The organism is Gluconobacter roseus NBRC 3990 (assembly GCF_006538885.1).
GTDB lineage: Bacteria > Pseudomonadota > Alphaproteobacteria > Acetobacterales > Acetobacteraceae > Gluconobacter > Gluconobacter roseus.
The window spans coordinates 53064-79059 of record NZ_BJLY01000004.1 but is presented as its reverse complement, the minus strand read 5'-3'; the positions used below and the strand labels follow the sequence as shown (position 1 = coordinate 79059).

General features: G+C 61.9%; 22 protein-coding genes. 10 read left to right on the top strand and 12 right to left on the bottom strand.

The genetic code is table 11. The annotated features are described in order from the left end of the window. Nucleotides 1-30: 30 nt before the first annotated feature. Entirely contained in the window at nt 31-414 is a 384-nt protein-coding gene (locus tag GRO01_RS10375) for a hypothetical protein (RefSeq protein WP_062507860.1), read from the bottom strand. On the opposite strand from GRO01_RS10375, the gene GRO01_RS10370 reads away from it, so the two are divergent. Further along, nucleotides 413-1381 (top strand): RluA family pseudouridine synthase, encoded by a 969-nt coding sequence (locus tag GRO01_RS10370; RefSeq protein ID WP_062507858.1) that lies wholly within the window; start codon nt 413-415, stop codon nt 1379-1381. The two genes, GRO01_RS10375 and GRO01_RS10370, sit on opposite strands and share 2 nt — an antisense overlap. A 244-nt stretch (nt 1382-1625) precedes the next feature. Beyond that, nucleotides 1626-2519, top strand: coding sequence for an RNA polymerase sigma factor RpoH (gene rpoH, locus GRO01_RS10365; RefSeq protein WP_062507856.1), 894 nt, complete (start codon nt 1626-1628; stop codon nt 2517-2519). Nucleotides 2520-2576: 57 nt separating this feature from the next. On the opposite strand, the gene GRO01_RS10360 is transcribed toward rpoH, so the two are convergent. Beyond that, nucleotides 2577-3338 carry a meso-2,3-butanediol dehydrogenase gene (locus GRO01_RS10360; RefSeq protein ID WP_197032592.1) on the bottom strand — a complete coding sequence of 254 codons (762 nt, stop codon included), beginning with the start codon at nt 3336-3338 and terminating at the stop codon, nt 2577-2579. A 174-nt stretch (nt 3339-3512) separates the two neighbouring features. Here GRO01_RS10360 and GRO01_RS10355 point away from each other — a divergent pair, with 174 nt between their 5' ends. The 3 genes from GRO01_RS10355 to GRO01_RS10345 all read left to right on the top strand — a co-directional run bounded on the left by GRO01_RS10355 (nt 3513) and on the right by GRO01_RS10345 (nt 5995). Continuing rightward, on the top strand, nt 3513-4253 hold the full coding sequence (locus GRO01_RS10355) for an IclR family transcriptional regulator (RefSeq protein ID WP_062507852.1): 741 nt from the start codon (nt 3513-3515) through the stop codon (nt 4251-4253). 79 nt (nt 4254-4332) lie between these two features. After that, the gene (locus GRO01_RS10350; protein WP_062507850.1) at nt 4333-4731 is read left to right on the top strand and encodes a GlcG/HbpS family heme-binding protein; all 399 of its coding nucleotides are present in this window, start codon (nt 4333-4335) and stop codon (nt 4729-4731) included. 28 nt (nt 4732-4759) lie between these two features. Beyond that, nucleotides 4760-5995 carry an MFS transporter gene (locus GRO01_RS10345; protein WP_062507848.1) on the top strand — a complete coding sequence of 412 codons (1236 nt, stop codon included), beginning with the start codon at nt 4760-4762 and terminating at the stop codon, nt 5993-5995. A gap of 253 nt (nt 5996-6248) precedes the next feature. Here the strand turns inward: GRO01_RS10345 and GRO01_RS10340 are convergent, their stop codons facing one another. Then, nucleotides 6249-7463, bottom strand: coding sequence for a phosphoglycerate kinase (locus tag GRO01_RS10340; protein WP_062507846.1), 1215 nt, complete (start codon nt 7461-7463; stop codon nt 6249-6251). A 3-nt stretch (nt 7464-7466) separates the two neighbouring features. After that, on the bottom strand, nt 7467-8489 hold the full coding sequence (gene gap / locus GRO01_RS10335) for a type I glyceraldehyde-3-phosphate dehydrogenase (RefSeq protein WP_062507844.1): 1023 nt from the start codon (nt 8487-8489) through the stop codon (nt 7467-7469). Nucleotides 8490-8634: 145 nt separating this feature from the next. Here gap and GRO01_RS10330 point away from each other — a divergent pair, with 145 nt between their 5' ends. Then, nucleotides 8635-9129, top strand: coding sequence for a hypothetical protein (locus GRO01_RS10330; protein ID WP_062507894.1), 495 nt, complete (start codon nt 8635-8637; stop codon nt 9127-9129). A 3-nt stretch (nt 9130-9132) separates the two neighbouring features. Here GRO01_RS10330 and GRO01_RS10325 read toward each other — a convergent pair whose 3' ends face one another. Then, nucleotides 9133-10167 carry an exodeoxyribonuclease VII large subunit gene (locus tag GRO01_RS10325; protein WP_062507842.1) on the bottom strand — a complete coding sequence of 345 codons (1035 nt, stop codon included), beginning with the start codon at nt 10165-10167 and terminating at the stop codon, nt 9133-9135. Nucleotides 10168-10260: 93 nt separating this feature from the next. Here GRO01_RS10325 and GRO01_RS10320 point away from each other — a divergent pair, with 93 nt between their 5' ends. After that, the gene (locus GRO01_RS10320; protein ID WP_062507840.1) at nt 10261-10659 is read left to right on the top strand and encodes a DUF4186 domain-containing protein; all 399 of its coding nucleotides are present in this window, start codon (nt 10261-10263) and stop codon (nt 10657-10659) included. A gap of 4 nt (nt 10660-10663) precedes the next feature. On the opposite strand, the gene GRO01_RS10315 is transcribed toward GRO01_RS10320, so the two are convergent. After that, complete coding sequence (locus tag GRO01_RS10315) at nt 10664-11962, bottom strand: amino acid permease (RefSeq protein WP_062507838.1); 1299 nt, start codon at nt 11960-11962, stop codon at nt 10664-10666. A 53-nt stretch (nt 11963-12015) separates the two neighbouring features. Beyond that, on the bottom strand, nt 12016-12477 hold the full coding sequence (locus tag GRO01_RS10310) for an Lrp/AsnC family transcriptional regulator (RefSeq protein ID WP_011252091.1): 462 nt from the start codon (nt 12475-12477) through the stop codon (nt 12016-12018). A 123-nt stretch (nt 12478-12600) separates the two neighbouring features. Here GRO01_RS10310 and GRO01_RS10305 point away from each other — a divergent pair, with 123 nt between their 5' ends. After that, nucleotides 12601-14076 (top strand): aminotransferase class V-fold PLP-dependent enzyme, encoded by a 1476-nt coding sequence (locus tag GRO01_RS10305; protein WP_062507836.1) that lies wholly within the window; start codon nt 12601-12603, stop codon nt 14074-14076. A 20-nt stretch (nt 14077-14096) separates the two neighbouring features. On the opposite strand, the gene GRO01_RS10300 is transcribed toward GRO01_RS10305, so the two are convergent. Further along, nucleotides 14097-14987: a transporter gene (locus GRO01_RS10300; protein WP_062507834.1), complete on the bottom strand. Its 891-nt coding sequence runs from the start codon at nt 14985-14987 to the stop codon at nt 14097-14099. A gap of 77 nt (nt 14988-15064) precedes the next feature. After that, nucleotides 15065-17536 (bottom strand): membrane-bound PQQ-dependent dehydrogenase, glucose/quinate/shikimate family, encoded by a 2472-nt coding sequence (locus tag GRO01_RS10295; RefSeq protein ID WP_141306999.1) that lies wholly within the window; start codon nt 17534-17536, stop codon nt 15065-15067. Between the two features lie 429 nt (nt 17537-17965). On the opposite strand from GRO01_RS10295, the gene GRO01_RS10290 reads away from it, so the two are divergent. Next, entirely contained in the window at nt 17966-18871 is a 906-nt protein-coding gene (locus tag GRO01_RS10290; protein ID WP_062507830.1) for a helix-turn-helix domain-containing protein, read from the top strand. Here GRO01_RS10290 and GRO01_RS10285 read toward each other — a convergent pair. After that, nucleotides 18846-19217 (bottom strand): ArsC family reductase, encoded by a 372-nt coding sequence (locus GRO01_RS10285; protein WP_062507828.1) that lies wholly within the window; start codon nt 19215-19217, stop codon nt 18846-18848. The two genes, GRO01_RS10290 and GRO01_RS10285, sit on opposite strands and share 26 nt — an antisense overlap. 194 nt (nt 19218-19411) lie before the next feature. Here GRO01_RS10285 and GRO01_RS10280 point away from each other — a divergent pair, with 194 nt between their 5' ends. Then, complete coding sequence (locus tag GRO01_RS10280) at nt 19412-22723, top strand: Hint domain-containing protein (protein ID WP_062507826.1); 3312 nt, start codon at nt 19412-19414, stop codon at nt 22721-22723. A gap of 107 nt (nt 22724-22830) precedes the next feature. On the opposite strand, the gene GRO01_RS10275 is transcribed toward GRO01_RS10280, so the two are convergent. Beyond that, nucleotides 22831-24141, bottom strand: a complete 1311-nt coding sequence (locus GRO01_RS10275; protein WP_062507824.1) for a lipase family protein — start codon at nt 24139-24141, stop codon at nt 22831-22833. A gap of 45 nt (nt 24142-24186) precedes the next feature. After that, nucleotides 24187-25887: a gamma-glutamyltransferase gene (gene ggt / locus GRO01_RS10270; protein WP_062507822.1), complete on the bottom strand. Its 1701-nt coding sequence runs from the start codon at nt 25885-25887 to the stop codon at nt 24187-24189. Between the last annotated feature and the right edge of the window lie 109 nt (nt 25888-25996).

The following is a 25996-nucleotide window of genomic DNA, read 5'->3' as shown; positions in this document are numbered from 1 at the left end:
CTGCCTTAACGCGGCAGCAGGGCTCACGGTTCAGGGAGACGGGGACGCAGACGGCGCGGGCGTTCCGAAATCGAGTTCGGCGGCAATCTTGCCGGCTTCCGGATTCCATAGCAGGACACGGTCACTTCCCGCCCCGCTCAGCGTCACCGCCATCAGACCATCCGGACGGGATGTGACTGCCGTGATGTGCTCGCCTGCACCCAGCGGAAGCGCCAGACGTGAAAAGCCGCCGTCAGCCAGCGGCACGGTGGCCGTGACGCTTGGACGGGGATGCAGAAAACGGTAGGCAATCACGCCGATCAGTCCGAAGACAGCCGCGATAATCAGCACGCCCATCAAAATTACGGCGGCCAGAAGCGCTTTTGGCGTCTGCGACTCGCTGTTCGCCATTTCCTCGGCTACACCCTGTGTCATGTCTGATCCTGTTTCCCCATTCCGTCTTGTTGTCGATGCGTCCACGGCTGGCCAGAGGGCCGACCGGGCGCTGGCGGACGCCATCGGCACGGTTTCCCGCTCCCGGGTCAAGGCCCTGATTGAAAGCGGCAATCTTTCCGTCAATGGAAAGACGGTCTGCGAGCCAGCGGAAACGCTGCGCGACGGCATGGAAATGGTGCTGACCTTCCCCGCCCCCACCCCTGCCCGTCCGGTCGCCGAGCAGATCCCGCTCAACATCCTCTACGAGGACGACGACCTGATTGTGCTCGACAAGCAGGCCGGGCTCGTCACCCATCCTGCGCCGGGGAACGAGACCGGCACGCTGGTCAATGCTCTGCTTGGGCATTGCGGGGAAGGATTCGAGGGCATTGGCGGCGAGAAGCGTCCGGGAATCGTGCATCGTCTGGACAAGGACACGTCCGGCCTGATGGTCGTGGCCAAAACGGCAATGGTCCATAACGCGCTGTCAGACGCCTTTGCCGCCCGTGACATCGACCGCGCCTATCTGGCGCTCGCCTGGGGATTACTTCCCGCCGAGGGCGAGTTCGACGGCAATATCGGCCGCGACAAGCGGGACCGCAAACGCATGGCGGTCGTGGGAAGTGGGGGCAAGGTGGCCCTGACACGATTCAAACTGATCGAACCCTTTCAGGCCGCCGTCTCCCTGATCGAATGTCGCCTCGCCACTGGACGGACCCATCAGATCCGTGTTCACCTTTCAAATGCAGGCCATCCCCTGCTCGGAGACCCGGTCTATCTGCGCCGGATTCCCGCAGCAGCGCGCGGTCTGTCGCAGGATGCAAAGGAAGCGGCCCTTGATTTCCCCCGTCAGGCGCTCCATGCGACCCGACTCGGATTTATCCATCCGCGGACGAAAAAGCAGCTTTCTTTCGAAACTGCGCCTCCTGAAGACTTCCAGACCTTGAAAAAGCGACTGATCGGCTAAACCTTCAAAGGCCATTGACTTTTTTGGCTGAGCCTGTCATAAACAGCTCATCCGACGAGCTGACGCGCCGCCGGAATGGATCGTACCACCAGAGGTCGCCCAGTCCGGGGGCTGACGGTCGGGGACGTGAAAGTCCTTCCCAATGCGTCACCTGGGTCAGACGGAACTATCCCGTCGCCGGTCCGTATGAGTCTCCATCTCATCCGGATGCGGGTTAAGCCCCGGGCGAAAGGAGTCGAAGATCATGGCATCCCCAGCCGTCATTTCAGTGGGTCCCGAGAACAATCTCACCCGCTACCTTCAGGAAATCCGCAAGTTCCCGCTGCTGACGCCGCAGGAAGAGCTTGATCTCTCCCGGCGCTGGCGCAAGGACGAAGACACGAGCGCGGCCCATCGCCTCGTCACCTCCCATCTGCGTCTCGTGGCCAAGATTGCCATGGGCTACCGTGGCTATGGCCTGCCGGTGAACGAACTCATCAGCGAAGGCAACATCGGCATGATGCAGGCCGTGCGCCGGTTTGATCCGGAGCGTGGCTTCCGTCTCGCCACCTATGCCATGTGGTGGATCCGCGCCGCCATGCAGGAATACATCCTGCACAGCTGGTCGCTGGTGAAGATGGGCACGACCGCCGCGCAGAAGAAGCTGTTCTTCAACCTGCGTCGCCTCAAGGGGCAGATGCAGGCCATTGATGACGGTGATCTGAAACCCGAGCAGGTCAATTCCATTGCCACGACGCTCGGCGTGCCGGAGCAGGACGTGGTCTCGATGAACCAGCGTCTGGCTGCACCCGACCACAGCCTCAATGCGCCGCTGCGCATCGACGGTGAAGGCGAGTGGCAGGACTGGCTCGTGGATGATCACGAGAACCAGGAGCAGACATACGCCGCATCCGAAGAGTTCACGGGTCGCAAGGCTCTGCTGGATCAGGCCCTGATGACGCTAAACGAGCGTGAGCGTCACATCCTGAGCGAGCGTCGCCTGAAGGAAGAGCCTTCCACGCTGGAAGAGCTTTCCCATCACTATCATGTCTCGCGTGAGCGTATCCGCCAGATCGAGGCCCGTGCGATGGAGAAGCTTCAGAAGGCCATGGCCGCTGAAGTGGAACATCGTCGCCGCGAAAACGGTCTTCAGGCCTGAACTGATACCGCTCCCGGAGAACCCCGCTGAAGTTCTGCTTCAGCGGGGTTTTTCATGTCAGGACATCGGCGGCTGACCGTTGGAGGCTGAGGTGCCACCATCCACGGCGACCGTCGCACCCGTGACAAATCCGGCCTCCGGACTTGCCAGGAACACGATTACCGGCGCTACATCCTCGGGCTCACCCAGCCGGCCCAGCGCCGTGCGCTCAATAAAACGCTTCGCCTTTTCCGAATCCTCGACCAGCGCCTTGCCCATGGCCGTGCGGCACAGTCCCGGATTGACCGCATTGACGCGGATTCCATACTTTCCCAGATCCAGCGCCAGAGAGCGCGTCAGATTGACCGCACCGCCCTTGGCTGCGTTATAGGCCGGGAAATTCCAGTCTGCACCCATACCGGAAATCGAAGCCACATTGATGATATTGCCCTTCGTCTTCTTCAGATGCGGAATGGCTGTCCGCGAACAGTAGAAAATGCTGCTCAGATCGGTGCCGATGACCCGACTCCAGGTAGCATTGTCGATCTCGTCCGGCTGTCCGGGAACGGCGATGCCTGCATTGTTAACCAGCACATCAAGCTGCCCGAAATGCCCGATGGCACGGCTGAACATCTTCTCGACCGCCTCCGGATCGGACACGTCGCATGTGATGGCAAGAGCATTGTCGGCGAACTGCTCCGCAACTGACTTCAGTGTCTCCGCATCCTTGTCCACCATAACAACACTGGCGCCTTTTTCATGAAACCGTGTCGCCGTGACCTTGCCAAAGCCCGAAGCGGCTCCGGTGACGATTACGGTTTTGCCTGCAAAATCCTTCACTGACATGCTCCCCTGTCTGTTGCATCGGACAGGAAAACGATGCTGCGTCTTCCTGCTTACGCCACTACAAGGCGCTTCACGCTGGCCGGGTTCTGTGCCGTCAGGGTTCTTGACCGGGGAATGTCCAGATATTCATCTATGGTGAACTCAGGCCTGCCAGACCGAAAGAAATCCATGACCAGAGCCCCGCGCATGATCCAGTCCATCGAACGTTCCGCCGCGATCCTTGAGATCATCGCGCAGGAAGGGGGTGGGGCACGGCTTCAGGAAATCGCGGCAATTTCAGGTATCGGCAAAACCACGGCCCACAACATCCTCCAGACGCTCACGCAGCTCGGTTACGTCCAGCGGCGGCCGGGAGACATGCGCTACCATCTGGGGGGCCGTGTCCTGAACCTCTCCCGCATTGCCGGGGACGATCACGTCCTGCGCACGCGGACGCGTCCCGCCCTTGAAGCCATTGCGAAAGACAGCGGTGCGACGGTGTTTCTCGGCGTGCCAAGCGGCGATAAGGTCACCTATCTCGACATTCTCAATCCCCATGACCCCGACATGGCCGCTACACTGATGCAGGAGCGTGAGACGCTGGAAGGCTCGGCCGTGGGGCTGGTCTTTCTCGCCTTCGTGCCCGGTCTGGGCAGACGCGTTCTCAGCACCCGCACCCATGCCCTCGACGGAGACAGTCTCAACCGCATCGAGGATGTCAGGATCAAGGGATACTCCCTCGACCTTGAGACATTCCGTCCCGGCTGGAACGCCGTTGCCATTCCCTGGCGCGAGAATGGCGAAGTCCGTGCCAGCATCTGTGTCAGCGGACCGGCCGAAACCCTTCCGCGTCATCGCCTGATCCATCTGAGCTGGATGATGATGAAGCAGGTTGAGAAAGCGCAGGTTCAACAATGCTGGACAAATTGATTTTTCACGAATTTGCCAATTTCATCCTCTGACGACACCGATAGTCTCCGCCATTTCCTCCGCGAAACAGGCCGAGACCATGAAACTTTCCATCGCCACCACCATGCTGGACGCTGCCCATGCCGAGGCGGCACGACTGAATGTCGCCGTCTGCATCTCCATCCTTGATGCAGGCACCTGGCCCATGGCCATGATCCGCATGGATGGAACCCCTCTGGGCGCCATCGAGGTCGCCACCAAGAAAGCGCGCACCTCCGTCCTCTTCCAGATGGACAGCGCCGATTTTGCCGAGGTCGGCAGTCCGGGCGGTAAAGCCTACACGCTCGAAAACACCAATGGCGGTCTTACGAGCTTCGGCGGCGGCGTGGTGCTGAAAGCCGCAGACGGTTCCATCCTTGGTGCCATTGGCGTATCAGGCGCCAGCGTGGACGAAGACATCGCCATAGCGCGTGCTGGCGCCGCAGCACTCAGCACCTGATCTGACATCCCATCAATGGTCCCCTCCCATGACGACTGACACCATGACCGCGCCAGACGCCACGATACAGATTTCCGCGCCGCACGGCCGGACAGCCGCCCTCCTCACCCTCACCTTCGGCACATTCGTCGTAGGGACAGGAGAGTTCGCCATCATGGGCATGCTTCCGGAGTTCGCCCATTCCCTGGGCCTGTCTCCCGCCGAGGCCGGATATGCCATCACGGCCTATGCGCTCGGCGTGGTCATCGGCGCCCCGCTCATCACCATCCTCGGTGCGCGGCTGTCACGCCGGGAGCTGCTCCTGCTTCTGCTGATCCTGTTCTGCTTCGGAAACCTGCTCAGCATTGCCATGCCAACACCCGGTCTGGTCGAAGTCGCACGCTTCATCACCGGCCTGCCCCACGGCGCTCTGTTCGGGATTTCAGCGCTGGTCGCCGCTTCCATGGTGGAACGATCAAGACGTGGCTGGGCGGTTGGGCGCGTACTGTCGGGTATTGCGATCTCAACCCTGATCGGCGCGCCTTTCTCAACCTTTGCCGCCAACCATTTCGGCTGGCGGATGGCCTATCTGATTATCGGGATCCTCGGGTTCGTGACGTTTCTCGGCGTCTGGCGCTACATCCCGGCCGACACTCCCAACCGCAAAAACTCCCCCCTGCGGGAAGTGACCGCCATCGGCAACACGCAGGTTCTGCTGACCCTGCTGACGGCGGCCATCGGCTTTGGCGGCATGTTCGCAATCTACACCTATCTGACCAGCGTGCTTCAGAACGTCACACATGTTCCGGAATGGCAGGTCATGCTGTTCATGGTGATCTGGGGCTTTGGGATGCTCGCAGGGGCCAATATCGGTGCCTGGATCGTGGACCGGAACCTCGATATCGCGGCTCTTCTGGCGCTCGCAGGAAGTGCCGTGGTCATGATGGCCTTTCCCATCCTGCTCCATAACGGTCCGGCGCTGATGGTGGATGTCTTTCTGGTCCCAGCGTTCGTGAACGCACTTGGCCCCGCGCTTCAGACCCGCCTGATGGATTTTGCAGGCGATGCGCAAACGCTGGCCGCCTCGCTGAACCATTCCGCGTTCAACATCGCCAATGCGCTGGGGGCCTCTTTAGGTAGTGTCCTGCTGGCCCACCAGCTCGGCTATGGCTCACTCGGCTTCGGTGGGGCGATCCTCTCGGCGTGCGGACTGCTCGTCTATCTTCTCGCGATGCTGGTGCTCAGGCGGAGCGGACAGATCGAAACCCGCGGCGCAATCGACTGAGCGTCGCACAACCGGATCAGTAGTACATGCTGCTCCCATGTCTTGGAGGAGACAGCAGCATTCCAGCGGGACGTCCGCTGCGGATAGGATCTCCGGTCGAAGGTGGAGCAGGCGGTTTCGGGGGCTGGTTGTACGCCTGACAGCCAGCAAGACTGCACAGCAGGCAACAGCCTGACAGGAACTTCCTCAACATCCGCCTTCCCTTGCAAAGCGCATAAAAAAGCCGGGAAGGTGCCCCTTCCCGGCTTTTGTCTTATTCGAGCCCCAGATCGTGGCCCGCGGAGCGAAGCACCTCGATCCCCGGAAGGATCTTGCCCTCCAGCCATTCGAGAAAAGCCCCGCCTGCCGTGGAGACATAGGTCATCTTGTCCACAACCCCGGCATGACGCAGGGCCGAGACCGTGTCGCCACCACCGGCGATCGTCTTGAGCTTGCCCTCTTCCGTGAGCTGCGCGGCATACTGCGCGACCTCGACGGTCGCCCTGTCGAACGGTGCGATCTCGAACGCACCGAGCGGGCCGTTCCAAACCAGCGTCTTGAGCGTGTCCAGACGGTCCCGGATCAGCTCAACCGTGCGCGGACCGGCATCGAGGATCATGGCGTCGTCCGGGACTTCACCAATCAGACAGGTCTCGGTCGGGACATTGGCCTTGAACTCACGCGCCACGACGGCATCAACCGGCAGGACGATCTCGCAGCCCTTTTCCTGTGCGAGATGGGCGATCTTGCGCGCCGTCTCGTGCATGTCGGCTTCCTGCAGGGACTTGCCCACATTCATGCCTTCAGCCGCAAGGAACGTGTTGGCCATCGCGCCGGTGATGAACAGCGTGTCCACCTTCTCGATGACATTCCCGATCAGATCGAGCTTCGTCGAGATCTTGGAACCACCGATGATCGCACCGACCGGCCGCTCCGGGTTTTCCAGAGCGGCGGACAGGGCGCTCAGCTCGGCCTGCATCAGACGTCCGGCGAAGGACGGCAGATCCCGCGCTACGCCTTCGGTGGAGGCATGGGCACGGTGCGCCGCCGAGAACGCGTCATTGACGAAGATGTCGCCGTTCTGCGCCAGAGCCTTGGCGAACTGCGGATCATTGGCCTCCTCACCCGCATGAAAGCGCGTGTTCTCAAGAACAATGATGTCCCCGTCCGCCATGGCGCCTACAGCGGCTTCCACGGTCGGACCGACGCATTCGGCCACGAAGCCGACCGGCTGGCCGAGGATCTGGCCGAGCTTCAGCGCGATCGGACGTAGCGACAGCGCCGGAACGACCTGGCCCTTGGGACGGTCGAAATGGCTGAACACCACGACGCGGGCGCCCTTGTCGGCCAGTTCGCGGATGGTGGGGGCAACCCGCTGCAGACGGGTGTCATCGGTGATGACGCCGTCATGCATCGGAACGTTGAGGTCGGCGCGGACCAGCACGCGCTTGCCGCGTGCGTCCACACCATCAAGGGTGCGGAAGGCCATCACTCAGAGACTCCCGAACAGGGCGGCCGTGTCGGCCATGCGGTTGGAGAAGCCCCACTCGTTGTCATACCAGGCGCAGATGCGCACCAGCTTGCCGCCATCGACCAGAGCCGTCTGGGTGGCATCGAACGTGGAGGACGCGACGTCATGGTTGAAATCGGAGCTCACCAGCGGCGCCGTATTGTAGGCCAGGATACCCTTGAGCGGGCCTTCCGAAGCGGCTGCGCGGACTGCCTCGTTCACGGCTTCGACGGAGGTCGGGGCGTTCTGCGGCACGAAATCCAGCGAGACGAGCGAGACGTTTGGCGTCGGAACGCGGATGGCGGTGCCGTCCAGCTTGCCCTTCAGATGCGGCAGGACCAGACCCACGGCCTTGGCGGCACCCGTGGAGGTCGGGATCATGTTGAGCGCCGCAGCGCGGGCGCGGCGCGGGTCCTTGTGCAGGGTGTCCACCGTGCGCTGGTCGCCCGTGTAGGAATGGATCGTGACCATGTAGCCACATTCGATTCCGAAGGCCTTGTCCAGAACGGACGCCACAGGGGCGAGGCAGTTCGTGGTGCAGGACGCGTTGGAGATGATCTTCATGTCCGGCGTCAGCACGTCGTTGTTCACACCAAACACGATCGTCGCATCGACGTCCGTGGCCGGAGCGGAAATCAGGACGCGCTTGGCGCCGGCTTCCAGCAGGGCAGACGCCTTCTCGCGGGACGTGAACAGGCCCGTGCATTCCATCGCCACATCGACGCCCTGGAAGGGAACCTGTGCCGGGTTGCGCTCGGCAGACACCTTGATCGGACCATAGGTGCGGCCATTGGCTTCGATGATCAGGGTGTTGCCCTCGGCGCGGACCGTTCCCGGAAGACGGCCGTGGACGCTGTCATGGGCCAGCAGATGTGCGTTGGCCTCGACCGAGCCCAGATCGTTGATGGCGACAACCTCAACATCCGTCCGTCCGCTCTCGATGATGCCACGCAGCACCAGCCGTCCGATCCGTCCGAAGCCGTTGATCGCGATTTTTACAGCCATGACCTGCCCTACTCCGTTCCTTGAAAACTCGGGCATCTTCCATAGCACTGCCACAGCAGAGCAACAGGGGGCATCAACAGTTTTTCATGAAGTTGACTCTATAATCTTGCTCAAAGCCTCCGTTCCTGCGACGGTTCCGCGCGATATGGCACCACTTGTCCGACATTTCCGTTCGCACCGGGGCTTCGTCCCGCACTCCGCACTCCTGATGGGAGGGCTTCTTCTGGCCATGCCCCTGCTCTCGGGATGCAAGCTGCTGGACCAGCGCACGTTCAATCCGAATGCGGGCAAGCCTCCCCATCCCTATATTCCGCCTGCACCGCCGGGACCGCCGCCGCATGCGCCGTTCCTGTCAGTCTCCGAAGGCACACCGGAATCCGATTACGGCCCCATCGTCGAACGTGCTGCAAAAGCCGCCCTGTCGCGCAAGCCGAACGTGCTCTTCATCGTGCAGGCCTTTGCCCCGCCGCAGCCGACCCCGGACGCACAGGCGCAGGCCCTGACGGACGTGACCAATCATCTGGCCGCTCTGGTCGCAGCACATCTTGCCAAAGCCGGCGCCCAGCCCATCCAGATCGAAATGCACGCCACGACCGATCCGTCAGCTGCCAAGCCTTTCGTCCGCGTCGACGTCCGCTAGAGGTCAGAGCAGCCGGGGCAAAAGCAGACCCAGCGCCAGACCGATCGCGAGCAGGATCAACCCGTTGCGCAGGCGTGTTCCGATTGGCGTCCGCTCCGGCACGACAGTCTGCGTCACGCTGTCGCGAAGGGCGACCATTTCTTCCTGCTGCGCCCGGGCTTCTTCCTGTTCCTGCCAGACCCGGCCGCTCATACGCCGGATGTAATGTCCGGCATCGGCAGGCGTTGTTGCGGCATGGTCCACGACGCGCTCGGCCAGGGTCCGGTTTGCCGTATGGCCCAGTCCCAGAACGCGATGCGCCGGACAGACGGCCAGAGCCTCCAGCACCATCGGATTTTCAAACACCACGAAATCAGACACATCCCCGCCTCCGCGGATCAGCACGATGATGTCTTCCCGGCAGGTCCCGATCGCTTCAGCCAGACGGCCGGGATCATTCATCGCCGTCGGCAGACTGCGCACACGCTCCGGACGCCAGGCGCCGCCGAGAGCCTGAAGAAAATCCTCGGCCACCAGTGCGCTGGATGCAGCCGAGTGGATCAGCAAAAGCCGCGCATCAGGCCGCGCAGGGTAAGGATGAAATGCGCAGGGCAGCCCACGCAGGACATCCAGCACGGAACGTTCCACACGCTCCGTCCGCTGCTGTCCCGGATCGTGGAGTTCCACCGCCACCACTTCGAACCGCAGGGCGACCTGCCCGCGATACTGCCGCGCGCGCAGCATGCCGGTGACATGGACATGATCGCCTGGGCCAACTTCCGCCCGCGCCAGAATGGATTTCTGAACTTCCAGCCCAATCGTTGTTCCGAACTGCGGGTCAATCAGCGGAAGCTGGTAATATTTGGGATAGGCATTGGGCGCGGCGTCGCCGAGCTGTCCCGCCACGACCAGCGGAAAGCCCCATTCATCGAAAGCGGCGCAGATCTCATCCAGCCGGGCAGAGAACAGGTCCTGCACCTGAAGCGGAGAGAGGACTGTCAGTGTTGTTGTATCTCCCGCCGCGGAAGATGAGCGGGAGCGTCTCGGAAAAGCGTCCATTCGTTACCATATGGAGAAAGAACAAATGTTCTTACAGGGGGCGGACGCCCTCTCACGCGATTTTTTGCCTGTTTTTCAGAAGGTTGTGGGCTGGTGAGCCGATTTGATCCCGAAGAGCTGTTCGAACGCCTTGCCCGCTCCCGGTTCCGAACCCGCTTCCATCTGGACGATCAGGCACGACTCTATCTCGAAAGCCGGGGCCTTGATGCCGTCATGGAGCATGGTGCGGCTTTCATTACCGAACGTCTTGCCCCGGCCCATCCACCCCGCGATGGCAAGCAGACGCCCATGCGTGGCCATCCGGTCTTCATCGCCCAGCATGCCACCGGTGCGTGCTGCCGGAGTTGCCTGTCCAAATGGCATGGCATGGCTCCGGGAAAGGCGCTGACGTCCGAACAGCAGGCGCAGATCCTGCTTGTGCTGCGAAGCTGGATCGAGCGGGACTTTGGACGGACCGTGCCCAGCACCCCGGCACAGGGGGCGCTTTTCTGAAGCCTCAGTCTGGCTGATGGCGCGGCACGAACCGCTCCGCCAGGAAGATCAGCAGAAGTGCCGCAGCACCCAGCACGATCTGCGAGCGCGTTTCGGGCTGGATCAGCATGGCGACCAGCGTGCATCCGATCAGCACCAGAGCGGCATAGGCTTTCCAGGGCGATTCAGGTACGAGTTTCAGCCGTCCCGCCACGATCATGGTGTTGTTGAACACCATGAACCCACCCGTGAGACTGACCAGCAGGCCGAAGATCAGCGTCGGCGAAAGCACGGCCACGGCGGCCACCAGAATGGACGCAAACGCACTGACCAGAATGGCGCGGCGGGGGAGTTTTGTGGACGCATCCACCGTCAGGAACGAACCCGGCGCAGAGCCGGATTCTGCCAGTTCGTACAGGATGCGAGACGTCACATAGATCCCGGAATTGAGACTGGAAAGCGCTGCCGTCATGACCACGATCGCCAGCGCCACGTCTGCGAACGGGACATGCAGACGATGCAGCACCAGCAGGAATGGCGAATAGCCGGACACCACATCGCTCCACGGCACCAGACACAGCACAAGCGCGATGGAGACGAGATAGAACCCGCCGATCCGCAGCGCGATGGAGCGCGTGGCGCGGACGATGTTCTGCTCGGTGTTGTCGGATTCAACGGCCGCGACGGTGGAAATCTCGCTGCCGCCCATGGAGAACAGGATGGTCGGAATCACGGCCAGAAGCGCCAGCCAGCCATGCGGAAGCAGGCCCCCATGGGCGAACAGGTTATCATGCACGGGAATGGGACGGCTCAGCAGCGCCCAGACGCCAATCCCGATGAAGCAGACGATTGCAAGAACCTTGATGGCGGAGAACCAGTATTCGAACTCGCCATAGCCCTTGACGGACATGAGGTTCACGCCGGTCATCAGCGCCATGATGAGGATTTCGAGCACGGCGTAGGGCAGCGGAATATAGGGCGCGAGCATCGTCGCCACCGCAATGACTTCCACGGCAATCGCGATGATCCAGGTCAACCAATAGGCCCAGCCCGCCACGAAAGCGGCCCGGTTGCCGAGCGCATACTGGATCTGCCGCAGGAAGGACGCGCGACCCGGCACCTTCAGCGCCAGATCGCGCATCATCAGATTGACCAGAAACACCAGCGTTCCGGCGAGCGCATAGGACAGCAGCACCGCAGGACCACCCAGCGAGAGTGCCGCGGACGCTCCGATGAAATATCCCGCCCCGATCACCCCTCCCAGGGCGATCATGACGACATGGCGCGTACGCAGACTGTGGGCAAGCTGGTCGGGCTGGCTCATGGACAAGAAGTTTCCTGCTGTGGACGGGAGAGGCGTTTTAAAAGAAGGACGCTTCAGACCGGAAGGTCCCTGTTGTCCGCCAGGGTTTCCATGGTCATGTACGAGGTAATGGCATCAAGCTCCACCTTGCTGATGATCTGCTGATAGACACGATCGAAATCGTTCATGTCGCAGGCCACCACCTTCAGAAGATAATCGTATTCGCCCGCGATCCGATAAAAATCAACTATGTTCGGTATCGAACCGACCACCTTGCGGAATGTCTCGAACCATTCGCGCGAATGGTGGCGTGTGCGCATCAGTACGAACACCGTCAGGGTCAGGCCCAGCGCGGAGGCATTGAGCCGCACCGTGTCATGGGCGATCACGCCGTCCTCGCGCAGGGCGTTCAGCCGCCGCCAGCAGGCGTTCTGCGATAGGCCGACCTTCTCGGCGAGTTCACGCTGGGAGGGAGTGCCCTGCTTTTGCAGGATTCTCAGGATCGCCCTGTCCGTTTGATCGAGCTTTCTGGCCATACCGCATCATATGACCACAAAAAGGATTTTTCACCCTCAAAAAAGAAGCAGTTTTCACTCTTTCCGTCGGTCTATCGTCCTTTCATCACGCAGGGCCATCACGGACGGGGGAAACATCGCGCCATGGAAACGATCGGCAATCTCGACAACAGCACCGCCATTCTCGAACAGTTCGAGCAGACGCTGCGCAATAACGGGCTGGCCGCGCTCGCCAAGGGTGTAATCGGGGATGGCGCGAAGTTCTCGACGCCGTTCGGCACGCAGTCCCTGCTCTATGCCGATTATGTCGCCTCAGGCCGTGCGCTGAAGCAGATCGAGACGTTCATCATGGACGAAATCCTGCCGTTCTACGCCAACAGCCATACCGAAGCGTCTTTCTGCGGTGCCTACATGACGCGCCTGCGCAACAGCGCCCGCGCCATGATCGCCCAGTTCTGCCATGCCCCCTCCCCCGATTTCACGACCATCTTCATGGGCAATGGCGCCACGGCCGGGCTGAACCGCCTTGTCCATCTGCTGGAAATCCCGGCCCTGTGCGAAGCCGGAAAGCGCCCGACCGTTTTCATCGGCCCTTACGAACATCACTCCAACATCCTGCCCTGGCGTGAGAGCGGTGCGGAAATCGTCGAAATTCCCGAGGCGGCCGAAGGTGGGCCGGATCTGGATGTTCTGGAACAGGCGCTGAAGGCCTGCCCGGAGGATCGGCTGATGATCGGTTCCTTCTCGGCTGCGTCCAACGTCACAGGTATCCTGACGGATGTGAATGCCGTCACGGCCCTGCTCAAGCGTTACGGTGCCCTGTCCATCTGGGATTATGCCGGGGCTGGGCCTTACTGCCCGATCGACATGCAGCCCGGCACACCGTTTGAAAAGGATGCGGTCGTTGTGTCCTGCCACAAGTTCATCGGTGGCCCCGCAGCATCAGGCGTGCTGATCGTGCGCAATGCCGCCATGCCCCGCACGACGCCTGTCCTTCCGGGCGGCGGCACGGTGCGTTTTGTCTCGCCCTGGAACCACGATTACACCGCAAACCTCGCCGCACGCGAAGAGAGCGGCACACCGAACGTGATCGGGGATATCCGCGCGGCGCTGGCGTTCATCGTCAAGGACGTCATCGGCGAGGCCTATATGGCGCAGCGCAACGCCGAACTGCGCGCGCGGGCCGTGAAGGCCTGGAGCAGCAATCCGGCCATCGAAATCCTTGGCCATCCGACCGCCGATGCCCTTCCGATCTTCTCGTTTCGCATCCGCGACACGAAGAATGGCGGCTTCATTCACCAGCAGCTTTTCACGCGCATGCTGTCGGACCGTTACGGCATTCAGGTCCGTGGCGGCTGTGCCTGCGCGGGGCCGTATGCACATCGTCTGCTGGGAATTGATGAAGATGAGTCCGGCCTGATCCGCAGTGCCATTCTCTCGGGTCAGGAAATCGAAAAGCCCGGCTGGACGCGCCTGAATTTCAGCGTACTGATGGATGACGGCAAGGTCGAGCGCATCCTGAATGCCGTCAATGAACTCGCCAGCAATCCCTGCGAGACGGCGGCACAGTATGACTGCGACATCACCACGGCACGTTTCCGCCCGAAGGCAGCGGCCTGAAACAGGCCGCGGAAACGCCCTCAGAACAAATAGGCGATCTTCATGTAATAGGCGTTCGTCTCCGCCACGTTGCGGCCTTCGACGGAATGGGAATAGCGCGGCGTGATCGACAGGCGCTTGGTGACGTAGATCATCGCACCCACACCCAGCGCCGTCTCGCGGCTGCTGGAATTGGCAACCCAGAGGTTGGACGTGTTGTCATGCATGCCGCCGCTGTTCTGCCAGTCGAGCGAGAAGAACGGCTCAAAACGTGACGAGGCTTTCCAGCTGAAACGCAGGTTGGTGTAGAACACATTGCCGGCTGAATAGCTGTGTTCGCCGTTGCGGTGTTTAGTCGAACTCACCACGCTGCCCAGATCGCCGTCGAAGCTGAAATGCTTCCATTCGTAGTCAAAGATGATGCTCGACAGGTTGGCCCAGTAATGCATCGCCATGGAATCCCGCGTGCCTGACGGGGTTTCCATGAAGGTCTGGATACCAAGCGTACTGTGCTTGTTGGGTTTGAACCATCCGGCCGGCCCGACAATCGTCGTGCCCAGACCGCCCCAGTTCTGCCCGTTGGCCAGCGTGTAGGCCTCGGACTGGATTAGCTCAAAGGCGAAGCTGACATGCGGGATCGCGTCGAAACTGCGGAAATGCACGTATTTCGTCATGCCGCTCCAGGTGTGGCTGCCGCCCCGCGCCCGGCGCTGGCCGCCACTGTCATAGACAGAGCCGGCCGCATTGCCATCACCGTACTGCACGACCACGTTGAACGGCTTGAAGTCCACCGGCAGGTCGTATTCATGCGGCCCGATGATGGCCAGTGGAATATCCGCGCCATGAGCGGCAAAGCCCGGAATGAGGGCAACAGCAGGCAACCAGGCTGTCAGGGCCCCAAGGCGCACTCCGAGCGTGAATTTGCAACGCATGACGTGAATTTCCATAGACATTAATAAGAAATTTGGAGCGTGCCCCCGAGGGACACGCTCCATCCGGAACCGGATGATCAGTGCGCCTGTGCGCCCTGATCCCCATCCAGGCTGTAAGCGATGATATAATCACCGCTGCGGGTGCCAAGGCCCCCATGACCGCCTGCGGCGATCACAACATACTGCTTCCCATCAATTTGATAGGACATCGGAGTAGCCTGTCCGCCTGCGGGCAGACGGTCACGCCAGATCACCTTGCCGTTCGACATGTCGAAACCGCGCAGGTAATCGTCGGCCGTGGCCCCCATGAAGGAGACGCCGCCCTTGGTCAGGACGCTGCCGCCGATGTTGTACATACCGGTCGGAAGCGGAAGGTTGTTGTGTGTCCGGAAAGGACCCGTATCGCGCGTGGTGCCGACGGGGTGCTGCCAGACGATCTTCTTCGTCACCAGATCGATGGCCGTGATCTTGCCCCAGACCGGTCCCTTGCAGGGGATCTGAAGCGGGTTCAGCCACGGGCTAGTGTAGGCGATGTACGGTGTGCCGTAATCCGGGGAGACGCTCAGCGCATCGCCCTTGGCTTCCGGCTTGTCGCCCTGACCGTTCCACTTCGGCAGGATGCCGGCGTTCTCGGCCTTCTGACGGTGCTCTAGACGGATCCGGAACGGCAGGTAGCTCGCATTGGCGATCAGCAGTTTGCGCTGCGGATCAATGGAAGCGCCCTGCCAGTCAACCACACCATAGAATGCCGGATAGACGATCGTCGTTTTGCCAACATGCGGCGGGGTGAACTGACCTTCGTAAGCGGACTGGCGGAACTGGATGCGGCAGATCATCTGATCCAGCAGCGTCGCGCCCCACATGTCGCTTTCCTTGAGGTCCGGCGGCGTCAGGGACGGCAGACCGACAGCGAAAGGCTGCGTCGGGGAGACATGGTCATCCGCTGCAACACCCGCGGTCGGAACCGGACGTTCCTCAACCGGGTAACCCGGAACCGGCTTGCCGGTGCGACGGTCCAGAACGAAGAACTCACCGCGCTTCGTGCTCTGGATCAGAGCAGGAATGTTCTCGCCATTCGGGCCCGGCAGATCAACCATGGACGGTCCGATGGCCAGATCCATGTCCCACAGATCGTGATGCACGGTCTGGAAGGTCCAGCGACGCTCACCCGTCTCGATATCGAGAGCAATCGTGGCACTGGAGGTTGCATCGTCGAACGGACGGCGCGAGCCACCCCAGTTGTCCGGCGGGGAGTTACCCATCGGCAGATAGAGCAGACCCAGATCCGGATCGGCCGTGTAAACGCCCCAGGCATTCGGCGTGTCACGTGTCAGCACGTCGTTCGGGCCGGGCTTCCAGTTTTCCGGGTTATGACCGGCATCCCAGGCCCATTCGATTTCGCCGTTGATCGGGTTGAACGCACGGATCGCGCCGGAGGGCTCGAAATTCGCCTGATTGTCGAAGATCCAGCCGCCCAGAACCACACGATCCTTCACCACCAGCGGCGGCGACGTCACGAAGTGGAAGCCATGCGGAACATGACCGAGATACTGGCGCAGGGAGATGAAGCCGTGCTCGCCGAAGTCTTCACAGGGCTTGCCGGTTTCGGCATCGACAGCCAGCAGACGCACGTCACCAACCGGGGAGAAGATGCGCTTCTGACAGGCCTTGGACCCGTCCGGAGCCTGATAGTTGTCCGGCGCCTTGTAATAGGACACACCACGGCAGGCCAGATAGACGTTCGCGGCCAGATCGGCAGCAGCCGGCTTGGGATCGAACTTCCACTTCACCTTACCGGTCTTGGCATCGAGCGCCATGACCCAGTTATGCGGCGTGCACAGATAGAGCGTGTCATCGATCTTGATCGGGGTGACCTCAAGATTGAACTCATGGCCCTGATCCGGTCCGGCAACCACACCTTCATCGGCCTTCTGAACGTCCCCCGTACGGGTGACCCAGGCGCGCTTGAGGTGGCTGACATTTGCGGGCGTGATCTGCGCCAGCGGGCTGTAGCGATCACCACCCACCGTGCGACCATAGGCCGGCCAGTCGGCTTCCGGGGTGTCCTTGGCCGTTAGATCGGACTGACCCGTCGCCGCCATGCGGTCTGCGGGAAGCGTGCCGTCGATGGAGTAGGACGTGAAGCAGCTTGCGATGATTGCAACCATCGCAATCGCAGCTGAGCCGAGAAGCTCGCGCTTGTCCGAAACCCAGTTATGACCGGTACGCCACACCCACGGCAGCAGCATCCAGGCTGCAATGCCGACGAGCGTGAACAGACGGACTTCTAGACCCCAGATGTCGAACCCGACTTCAAAGACGGACCAGACGGTCGCCACCAGCAGAAGAGCCGCATACAGGCGCGCACCCAGCAGCGGGTTCCGGAAGCTGAGACCAGCTGCCGCAAGCATCACGAGGCCCAGAAAGGCGTAGAACCACGAACCGCCAAGAATGAGGAGATATCCCCCTCCTCCCAGCAGGAAAAGCCCGACAAGCGCGAGCAGGATAGAGGTTAATGGAGACATTACCCTCTGAAGTGAAGCAGACATGACACCTCGTTCTTGTGAAAAACGAAAACCATTCCTTCTGAAATGATTTGTCTTTCCTGATCATCGGCGGAACGCGATACCGTTGGCGCTCCGTCATGGCTGTGACGGACGGGACAGTCCTGTTCGTGCGTCAGGAGTGGCACTGGGCGGCGCTTGCAAAAGCGCCGGCTTTCATGCCTGTTTCCCATCCGACCCACAGCACTGAACCGAAAAAGAGAGGAGTGTTGCGTTACCAATGGCCTGCAAGAACACACACACGGCACGCAACGCTTCGCCTTTTCCAGAAATCGTCATTCCCGAATGTGTCAGCTACGGGCTATCCCGCATCGTTGAGCGCTCACCCGATTGTGACCGTCTGCGTCGCACCTGTCGCAGTTCTGCGACAGTTTTTTGGCACCCGGTGCCGAATAATGCCGAATGCGAGGCCTCATGACGGCTGCCGCTTCCCGCACATGCCTATCAGACTCATGGGCCCGGTGCTCCACAAGCTACAATCTTGATCCGTCCGAACGCTGGGAAACCCATGTTCTCAGCCAGCCCGAGCTGCGCTTTGTCAGCGGCCGCACCCAGCGCCTGATCCAGAGCGCAGTACCGGAAATGCAGCGCCTGCACACACTGGTTGACCCGCTGGATTTCACCGTTCTGCTGGCTGACCCCACAGGCATCGTCCTCTCCCGCCACACCCAGCGCAGCAAGCTCAGTGGCTGCCGGCGCTGGCGCTTTCAGGCGGGCGCGGTCTGGAACGAACAGAATGCGGGCACGAACGCCATTGGTACCTGCCTGCGGGAAGAACGCCCGGTCATGGTCGTCCATGACCAGCACTGGCGCCTGTGTTTCCGCAAACTGACGGGCATGGCAGTACCGGTCTACAATTCCATCGGGGAACTGGCAGGCGCGATCGACATCAGTTCATTCACAGCCGAGACCGTCCTACCCGTCGCACCGCTCCTGATGGACGCCCTGCTAACCACGGCGCGGCGCGTGGAAGAGAAGCTTTTTCATGACCGCTTCCGACAGGACATGATCGTCACACTTGGACCGTCAGCGTCCTCGTCAGCAATGCTCGTCGCCCTGGACCGGGACGGTCACATCCGGGGCGCAACCCATGCCAGCCGCCAGCACATGAACTGGCCGGATGGTGAGCTGTCCAACCTCCCGGCCCTGCTGCCTTTGCTCGACACACAGGAAGAACCCAGCTTCCGCAAGGCGGAGGCTCAGGTCATCCGCTCTGCCCTCGTGACAGTGCATGGCAATGTCAGCGCGGCCGCCCGCCTCCTCGGCGTGAGCCGCTCCACGCTTCACCGCAAAATCAGGATGCTTGGCCTGGATCACTGAACGCGGCGGCATAGTCGTCCGGGCGGAATCCGACCAGCAGAATACCCGGACCTTCAAGAACAGGCCGCCGGATCATTGCCGGATGCTCCAGCATGAGCGCAATGGCCCGTTCTGTATCGAGGTTCTCCCGCAGTTCCGGTGCCAGCCTGCGAAACGTTGTCCCTGAACGGTTCAGCAGCTTTTCCCAGCCCAGTTGATCCGTCCAGCTCTCAAGCTTCGCCCGGTCCAGACCACTCTTGCGATAGTCGTGAAACGTGACGGCAACCGCGTGATCCGCAAGCCATTTTCGCGCCTTGCGCATCGTGTCGCAGCTGGCGATTCCATAAATCGTAAGAGTCGCGGTCATGCAGTGTGTTCCCGATCTGGCGATGGGTGCGGATGGCATCCCCATGAAAACACGTCAGAACCTGCCTCACAACGCGATCGTCCCTGTTTCCCCGTCAGTCACGTTTTGTTGGGAAAGCCAAAAACAAATTGTTAATTTTTTCCTGAAGTGCATAGTTAAGAAACTATTAACCACTAGATGTGGACCAGACTCCGATGAGCGAAAAAACCGTTACATCCGGCCAGACCGTCAGCGGAACCACGCTTTCCTCCGGCGATGGCCTGATCATTTCCGCAGGTGGAAGCGCTGTTTCGACCACTGTTCTCGATGGCGGCGCAATGGCCGTCCTCAGCGGAGGGGTCATTTCCGACACCGCGATTTCGGGCGCTACCGATACCGAGGACCAGCACCAATCCGTGATCGTCTCAAGCGGCGGCTCCGCCGTGAACACGACCGTGTTCCATGACCAGTTCATCGTTTTGAACGGTGCGACGGCCTCGGGCGTCGTCCTGAACGATGGTGGCATGACCGTGCAGGGCAATGGCTCTGCAACAGACGTCACCGTCAATTCGCAGGGCAACTATGCGGTCTATGTCGATGGCGGTACGATGACCAACACCGTCATCAACAATGGCGGCGGCATGGTCGAGTACAGCGATGCTGCTGACCACACCGGCAAGGGCGGCTCGTCCTACAATACGGTTGTCAACAGCGGCGGCTTTGACGTCGTACTCAGCGGCAAGTCCGTCAATGAGACCGTCAATACCGGCGCGTACGAACAGCTCTACGCCCATGGCGTGGCCAGCAACACGACCCTGTCCGGCGGCAATCTCTATGACGCAGGCTCGACTCTCGGCACCACGATCAGCGGCGGCACCCTGATCGTCGAGGCCGGTGGCAGCGCCACGGGCACCCAGAACACCAGCGGCTGGTCCGTCGTCGAAAGCGGCGGCGTCACGAGCGGTGCCGTCATCAACGGCCGTACTGCTTTCCAGAGCGTCGCATCGGGTGCCGTGGACTCCGCATCCTCCATCATCAACGGCGCCAAGGAATGGCTGTCGGGCACTGCCGTCAATGACGTGCTTTCCGGCATTGGCGAACTGCACATCGCATCCGGTGCCGTCGCGTCCAACACGGCCGTCAGCACCCACGGACATGAATATGTCAGCGCGGGCGGCATCGCTTCGGGCTCGACCCTGTCCTATCAGGGCATGGAGTTTGTGGCCGGTTCCTCCGTGGAGGCCACGCTGACCACCAACAGCATCCAGATCGTCAGCGCAGGCGGTGTCGCAAGCACTGCAACGCTGTCCACCGGCGCTGTCCAGTACGACAACGGCACCTCCAACGAAACCGTCCTGAACTCCGGCGGCACCGAAATCGTGGGGCAGGATGGCCTCTCCTTCGGAACCGTCATCAACAACGGCGGCATCGAGAAGGTCAATGCTTACGGCACAGGTGTCAGCGAAACCGTCAACAAGGGTGGTGTTGAAGACGTTCTGTCCAATGGTCGGACTTACAACACCAATGTGACCGGTGGTGTGGAAAAGGTCGAAGCCGGCGGACGCACCGTCAGTACGAACCTGATCAGCGGCAGCGAAGTTGTCAGCTCCAGCGGCCAGGCCATCCAGACCGCTGTCAGCGGCGGCACGCTTGTGGACTCCGGCCTTGCCGACGGTACCATCATCACGGGTGGCTCCATGACGGTCGCAAGCGGCGGCTTTGCCAACGCCACAACCGAAACCCAGGGCAACATCACCGTCCAGTCCGGCGGCTCAACGGTTGGCACGCTCCTCAGCGGTGGTCAGGCTTTCGAGACGGTTCAGGCTGGTGGCGTCGAGAACGGTGCAACCGTCATTCGCGGCCATGAATGGATTGCAGGTTCGGCCTTCGGTGACAGCGCCACAACACTCGGCAAGATCGACGTCCTCTCCGGCGGTTACACCAGCGGCAGCACCATCACGCGCCACGCTCACGAGACGATCAGCGCAGGCGGCACGGCCGTTGGCACGGTCCTCGACCAGCAGGGCATGGACTATGTGTATGGCGCCTCCATCAGTGCCACGGTCGAAGGCGGCAGCCAGCAGTTCATCAGCGCAGGCGGCACGGCCAGCGAGACGACGGTTGGCAGCGGATCCGTCCAGTATGACGGCGGTCGCACCGATCACACCGTCCTGCAGAAGAATGCGTTCGAGACGGTCCTCTCCGGCGGCGTTGCTGACGAAACCAGCGTTGCTTCCGGTGCCTGGCTGACGGTTGATGCCGGTGGCGAGATCGACGAGACGATCCTTGCAGTCGGTGGCCATATCGATATCGACAGCCTGCAGTATGCCGGCGTGGCCAAGGCCGCCATCAACGGCGACACCCTCGTCGTTACCGAAGGCGGCACGAGCTACACGATCGACCTCGAAGGCGACTATTCCGGCTACCATGCCGATCTGACCGAAGACCGCGATGGCAGCACGGTTGTCACGCTCGCCAAGGGCAGCGAGATCTGCTTCCTGCCGGGCACGATGATCACGACGCCTTCCGGCACCACGGCCGTCGAAGTCCTGCGCATCGGTGACGAGGTTACGGCCTGGGTCGATGGCAGCCCCGTCAGCCGCAAGATCACCTGGGTCGGCAGCAAGCGCGTTCGTGCACAGGGTGGCGCCTCGGCTGACCTCTCCGGTCATCCGGTTCGTATCCTCAAGGATGCGATTGCTACGAACGTGCCGAACAAGGACCTGCTGGTCACGCCGGAACACTGCCTCTTCATCGATGGCCGTTTCGTGCCGACCCGCATGCTCGTCAACGGCCGCTCGGTGTTCTACGACCGCTCCATCAGCGTCTATGACTACTTCCACATCGAGACGGAAAACCACTTCGTCATCATGGCGGACGGCATGCTGACCGAGAGCTATCTCGATACCGGCAACCGTCGCACCTTCACCCAGCACGGTGAAGTCGCAAGCCTCGGTGGCCGTCAGAAGAGCTGGGAACAGGACGCTGCCGCAGCCCTGACCGTGGACCGCGCAACGGTGGAGCCGATGTTCCGCCAGATCGCGGACCGCGCCATCGCTGCCGGTCTGGAAAACCATGAGGCTGCTGCCGAACTGACCCAGGATGCGGATCTGCACCTTGTGGCTGATAACGGTACGGTCATCCGTCAGAGCCGTGAGGCCGCTGGCCGCGCGATCTTCATGATCCCTGCCGATGTGACGGCAGTCCGCATCGTCTCCCGCACGGCCCGTCCGTCCGAGACGGTTGGACCGTTCGTTGATGACCGTCGTGAACTGGGCATTCTGGTCGGCGATGTCGTCCTGTACGACTCCCGCGCCACGCGCTCCATCACGTCGCATCTGACGCAGGCCGATCTCGAAGGCTGGCGGATTGCTGATAACGCAGCCTGCCGCTGGACGGCTGGCAACGGCCTGCTGACGCTCGGTGAGCGTGATCAGGACAGCCTGGCCCTGCTCTCCATCGAGATCCGCGCCGCGGGCCCGTATCTCGCAGACAGCACAGTCGAGACTGCTGCCCAGTTCGCCTGATCCTTCAGGCTCCGCGGCGTTCCTTCACGGAACGCCACGGGACAGAAAAACCCGGGAGAGGCCTCGCCTTTCCCGGGTTTTTTCATGCCTGACGAAGTAGCGCCCGATCAGTTGTTCCAGCGGACACCGGCGAGCGGCTTCTCCAGCTTGGAGATCGGCTTGATGGTCCGGCAGTTGCCGCGCGGCTTGACGCCCTTGAGCAGGCTGAGCGCGAAGGGTACGGAATCATCAGCCGAAACATTGACCGCGCCGTTATGGGTCAGGCCCGGATACTGCTTCCAGGTCACGGGCGTTCCGGCGTCGCACATCGCCGCGACCGCATCGTACTGCTGGGACACGCCGGCCTCGTCATCCGCAAGTCCCGTTCCCACGAAGACCGGCATTTTCAGATGCGCGTCCGGGATAGTGAAAGCGGTATCAAAGCCCTGTTCCAGCGGCGAGCGGTCGCCAGTGAAGACGTTCTCTTCCGTCATGTCATGAGCGTTGGTGTATTTGAACAAATCGCCCAGGCAGGACTGACGCGCCTGATGGGAGAGCTCTTTTCCCTTCTCCGTCATGAACTGCCGCACATCCGCCTCCGGATGCAGGCTGGTCATGGAGCCTTCGACCGTCAGGATGCCGTAGGACGCCGACATGTGCGGGGATTCCGGATTGTCCCGCGTGATCTGCGGATGAGCCGTGTTCGCCGGGACGTGGAACGCGATCACGACGCCCGTCGCCACCGTACCCAGAACATGCAGGTCCGGCGCATATTGCGGAGCGAGCCAGCCGGTTCCAAGCGCCGCACCACCGCCCTGTGACTGCCCGACAAGGACAATCTGGTTGCGCAGCGTGCCCTTGTACTGCTGAAGCGAGGCGCGCAGCCCGTTCAGGACACTGTAGCCTTCGGGGCGATACATCAGATACGGATGCGGCCCCGGCGTTCCCAGCCCCTGATAGTCACTGGCAACCACGGCAAAGCCTGCGGCCAGCCAGCGGTCCAGATAGGCCCGGTCCCGCGAGAAATAGCCGCGCCATGAGGGGGCACAGATGTCGGCAATCCCGGTCGTGCCATGTTCCCAGGCCACAATCGGCCAGCCACCTTTGGGCGGTGTGCCCTTCGGGAAGATGATCTGCCCGGAGACGGCCACCGGCGCGGGCTCTCCGACACCGCTGACGGATGTGTAAAGCGTGCGGACGGCCAGACCGGCATTGTCCGGCAGGTGCTTGCCCTGAATTTCCTCGGTGCGGATCATGTTGCCCGGCCCGGACGGAAGCTGTGCCGGCGGCTGATAGAAGGCGCTGACGCCACCATCGCCGTGCGGGCGGTCCGGCTCGACTACTGCGACCTGCTGTTTCGGTGCGGGCTGCGGCGTGGCGCAGGCGGCGAGCGTTCCCAGTGCGCTGGCACACAGGAAAAGACGGGCAGGAAACTTCATAAGGCTCTCCAGCGGATGGGAAGGATGTCGTTGAGGGTCAAAGGCTTACTGGCCGAGGGCAACACCGTCGCGATGCGGATCGCCCCAGCCGGTGAGCCCGTCCGGACCAATGGTGATGGCCTGCACGGCGGCATTCATCACGGCAGGATGCGGGTGATGGCCCATGCTCTCAAGCGCGGATTTCAGTTCGGCGGCTGACGTGCCGTGTTCCAGTTCTTCCGCGCGGTTCTGCGCGCCGATGCGCGGCTGTTCGATGGCCGTGCGAATGTTCTGGCCCCAGGCAAGATGGCCGACCAGCGTCTGCACCACGGAATCAATGATCCGCGCGCCACCGCCAGCGCCCACGATCACTTCAGGCTGGCCATCCGCGCCGAATACGATGGTCGGCGCCATCGTTGTGATGGGCCGCTTGCCGGGGGCCGCGATATTGGCGACCGGCTGTCCGTCCACGACAGGATGCGTTGCGAAATTGGTGATCGCGTTGTTGAGCACCACCCCATCCACGACAATATCCGCCCCGAAGTTGAGATTGATGGTCGTGGTGAAGGACAGCGCATCTCCGGCAGCATCCCGAATGGCCAGATGCGTCGTGGCGGGCACGGTCATGGCATCGGACGCTGGCAGACTGGCCAGACGGCTCTTCAGCACGCCCGGACGCACCTGCCCTGCCGCCTCCCCTTTCGAGACGAGAGCCGCACGCGCGTCCAGATAGGCCGAGCTCAGCAGTTCATCCGTTGCAACGGGCGTGTAGTCGGGGTCGGCGGCATATTTGCGGCGGTCGGCCTCTGCCAGACGCGAGGCTTCGAGCAGAAGATGCGCAGCCTCGACGCTGCCGGGGTGGTACTGGCCGATCTTCAGACGATCAAGAATCGCAAGCTGCTGGAGCACGGACAGTCCACCCGCAACCGGAGGCGCTGCAGAGCAGATGCGGCGGCCAAACGCCTCGACGCAGAGCGGCGCGCGCTCACGGACCTTGTAGGCTGCCAGATCCTTCGGCGTGATGTGCCCCGGATACGGCCCTGTCGTCACGGCAGCGGAAATCTTCCGGGCGAAAGCGGGGCCATAAAAATAGTCCGCACCCTTTGCCGCCACCTGCGTCAGCGTCTCGGCCAGAGCAGGATTGTGCAGGATCGTGCCTTTGGGCAGCGGATGACCGTCCGCATCGAAATAGGCTTTGAAACTGGCTTTCCGCGCGAGTTCCGGACGTTCCGTCAGGACGAGATGCAGGTAGCCGGGCATCGCATAGCCATTGCGGGCCGTAGCAATGGCCGCCTGAAACAGATCGGCCCAGGGGAGCTTGCCGTAACGTTTGTGCAGAAACTCCAGCGTCCGCAGCGTGCCCGGGACGGCGACGACGCGCCCGCTGCGTTCCAGCAGAGCGTGAGGAATGGCGTGCCCGTCCGAATCATGCGCGTAATCCTGCGGCACGATGGCAGGAGCGGCGGCCAGACCGTCATAAAACGAGAGCTTTCCGGCGCCTTTGTCCCAGTACAGGATCGTGGACCCGCCCCCCAGACCGGAGGCCTGCGGCTCGACCACCGCCAGCATCATCTGCCCCGCAATAGCGGCATCAACCGCACTGCCACCGCGGCGGATCACATCCATCGCGGCCTGCGAGGCCAGCGGATTGGCGGTGGCAGCCATGGATGTCGTGGCCGTGCTGGGCTGGGCAACCGGAGCCGGACTGACAGCCGCATGCTCCGTCTGCGCACATCCGCCCAGCGCCAGTGTCTGCACCAGTCCCATTATGCCGAACACTCCGCACAGACTGGCCCGGCTCCGGCTGAAAAGATGGTTGCGCGCCAATGGACGGGATGCAGGAAATGCTCTGGAATGCATGATGCAGCACATACTT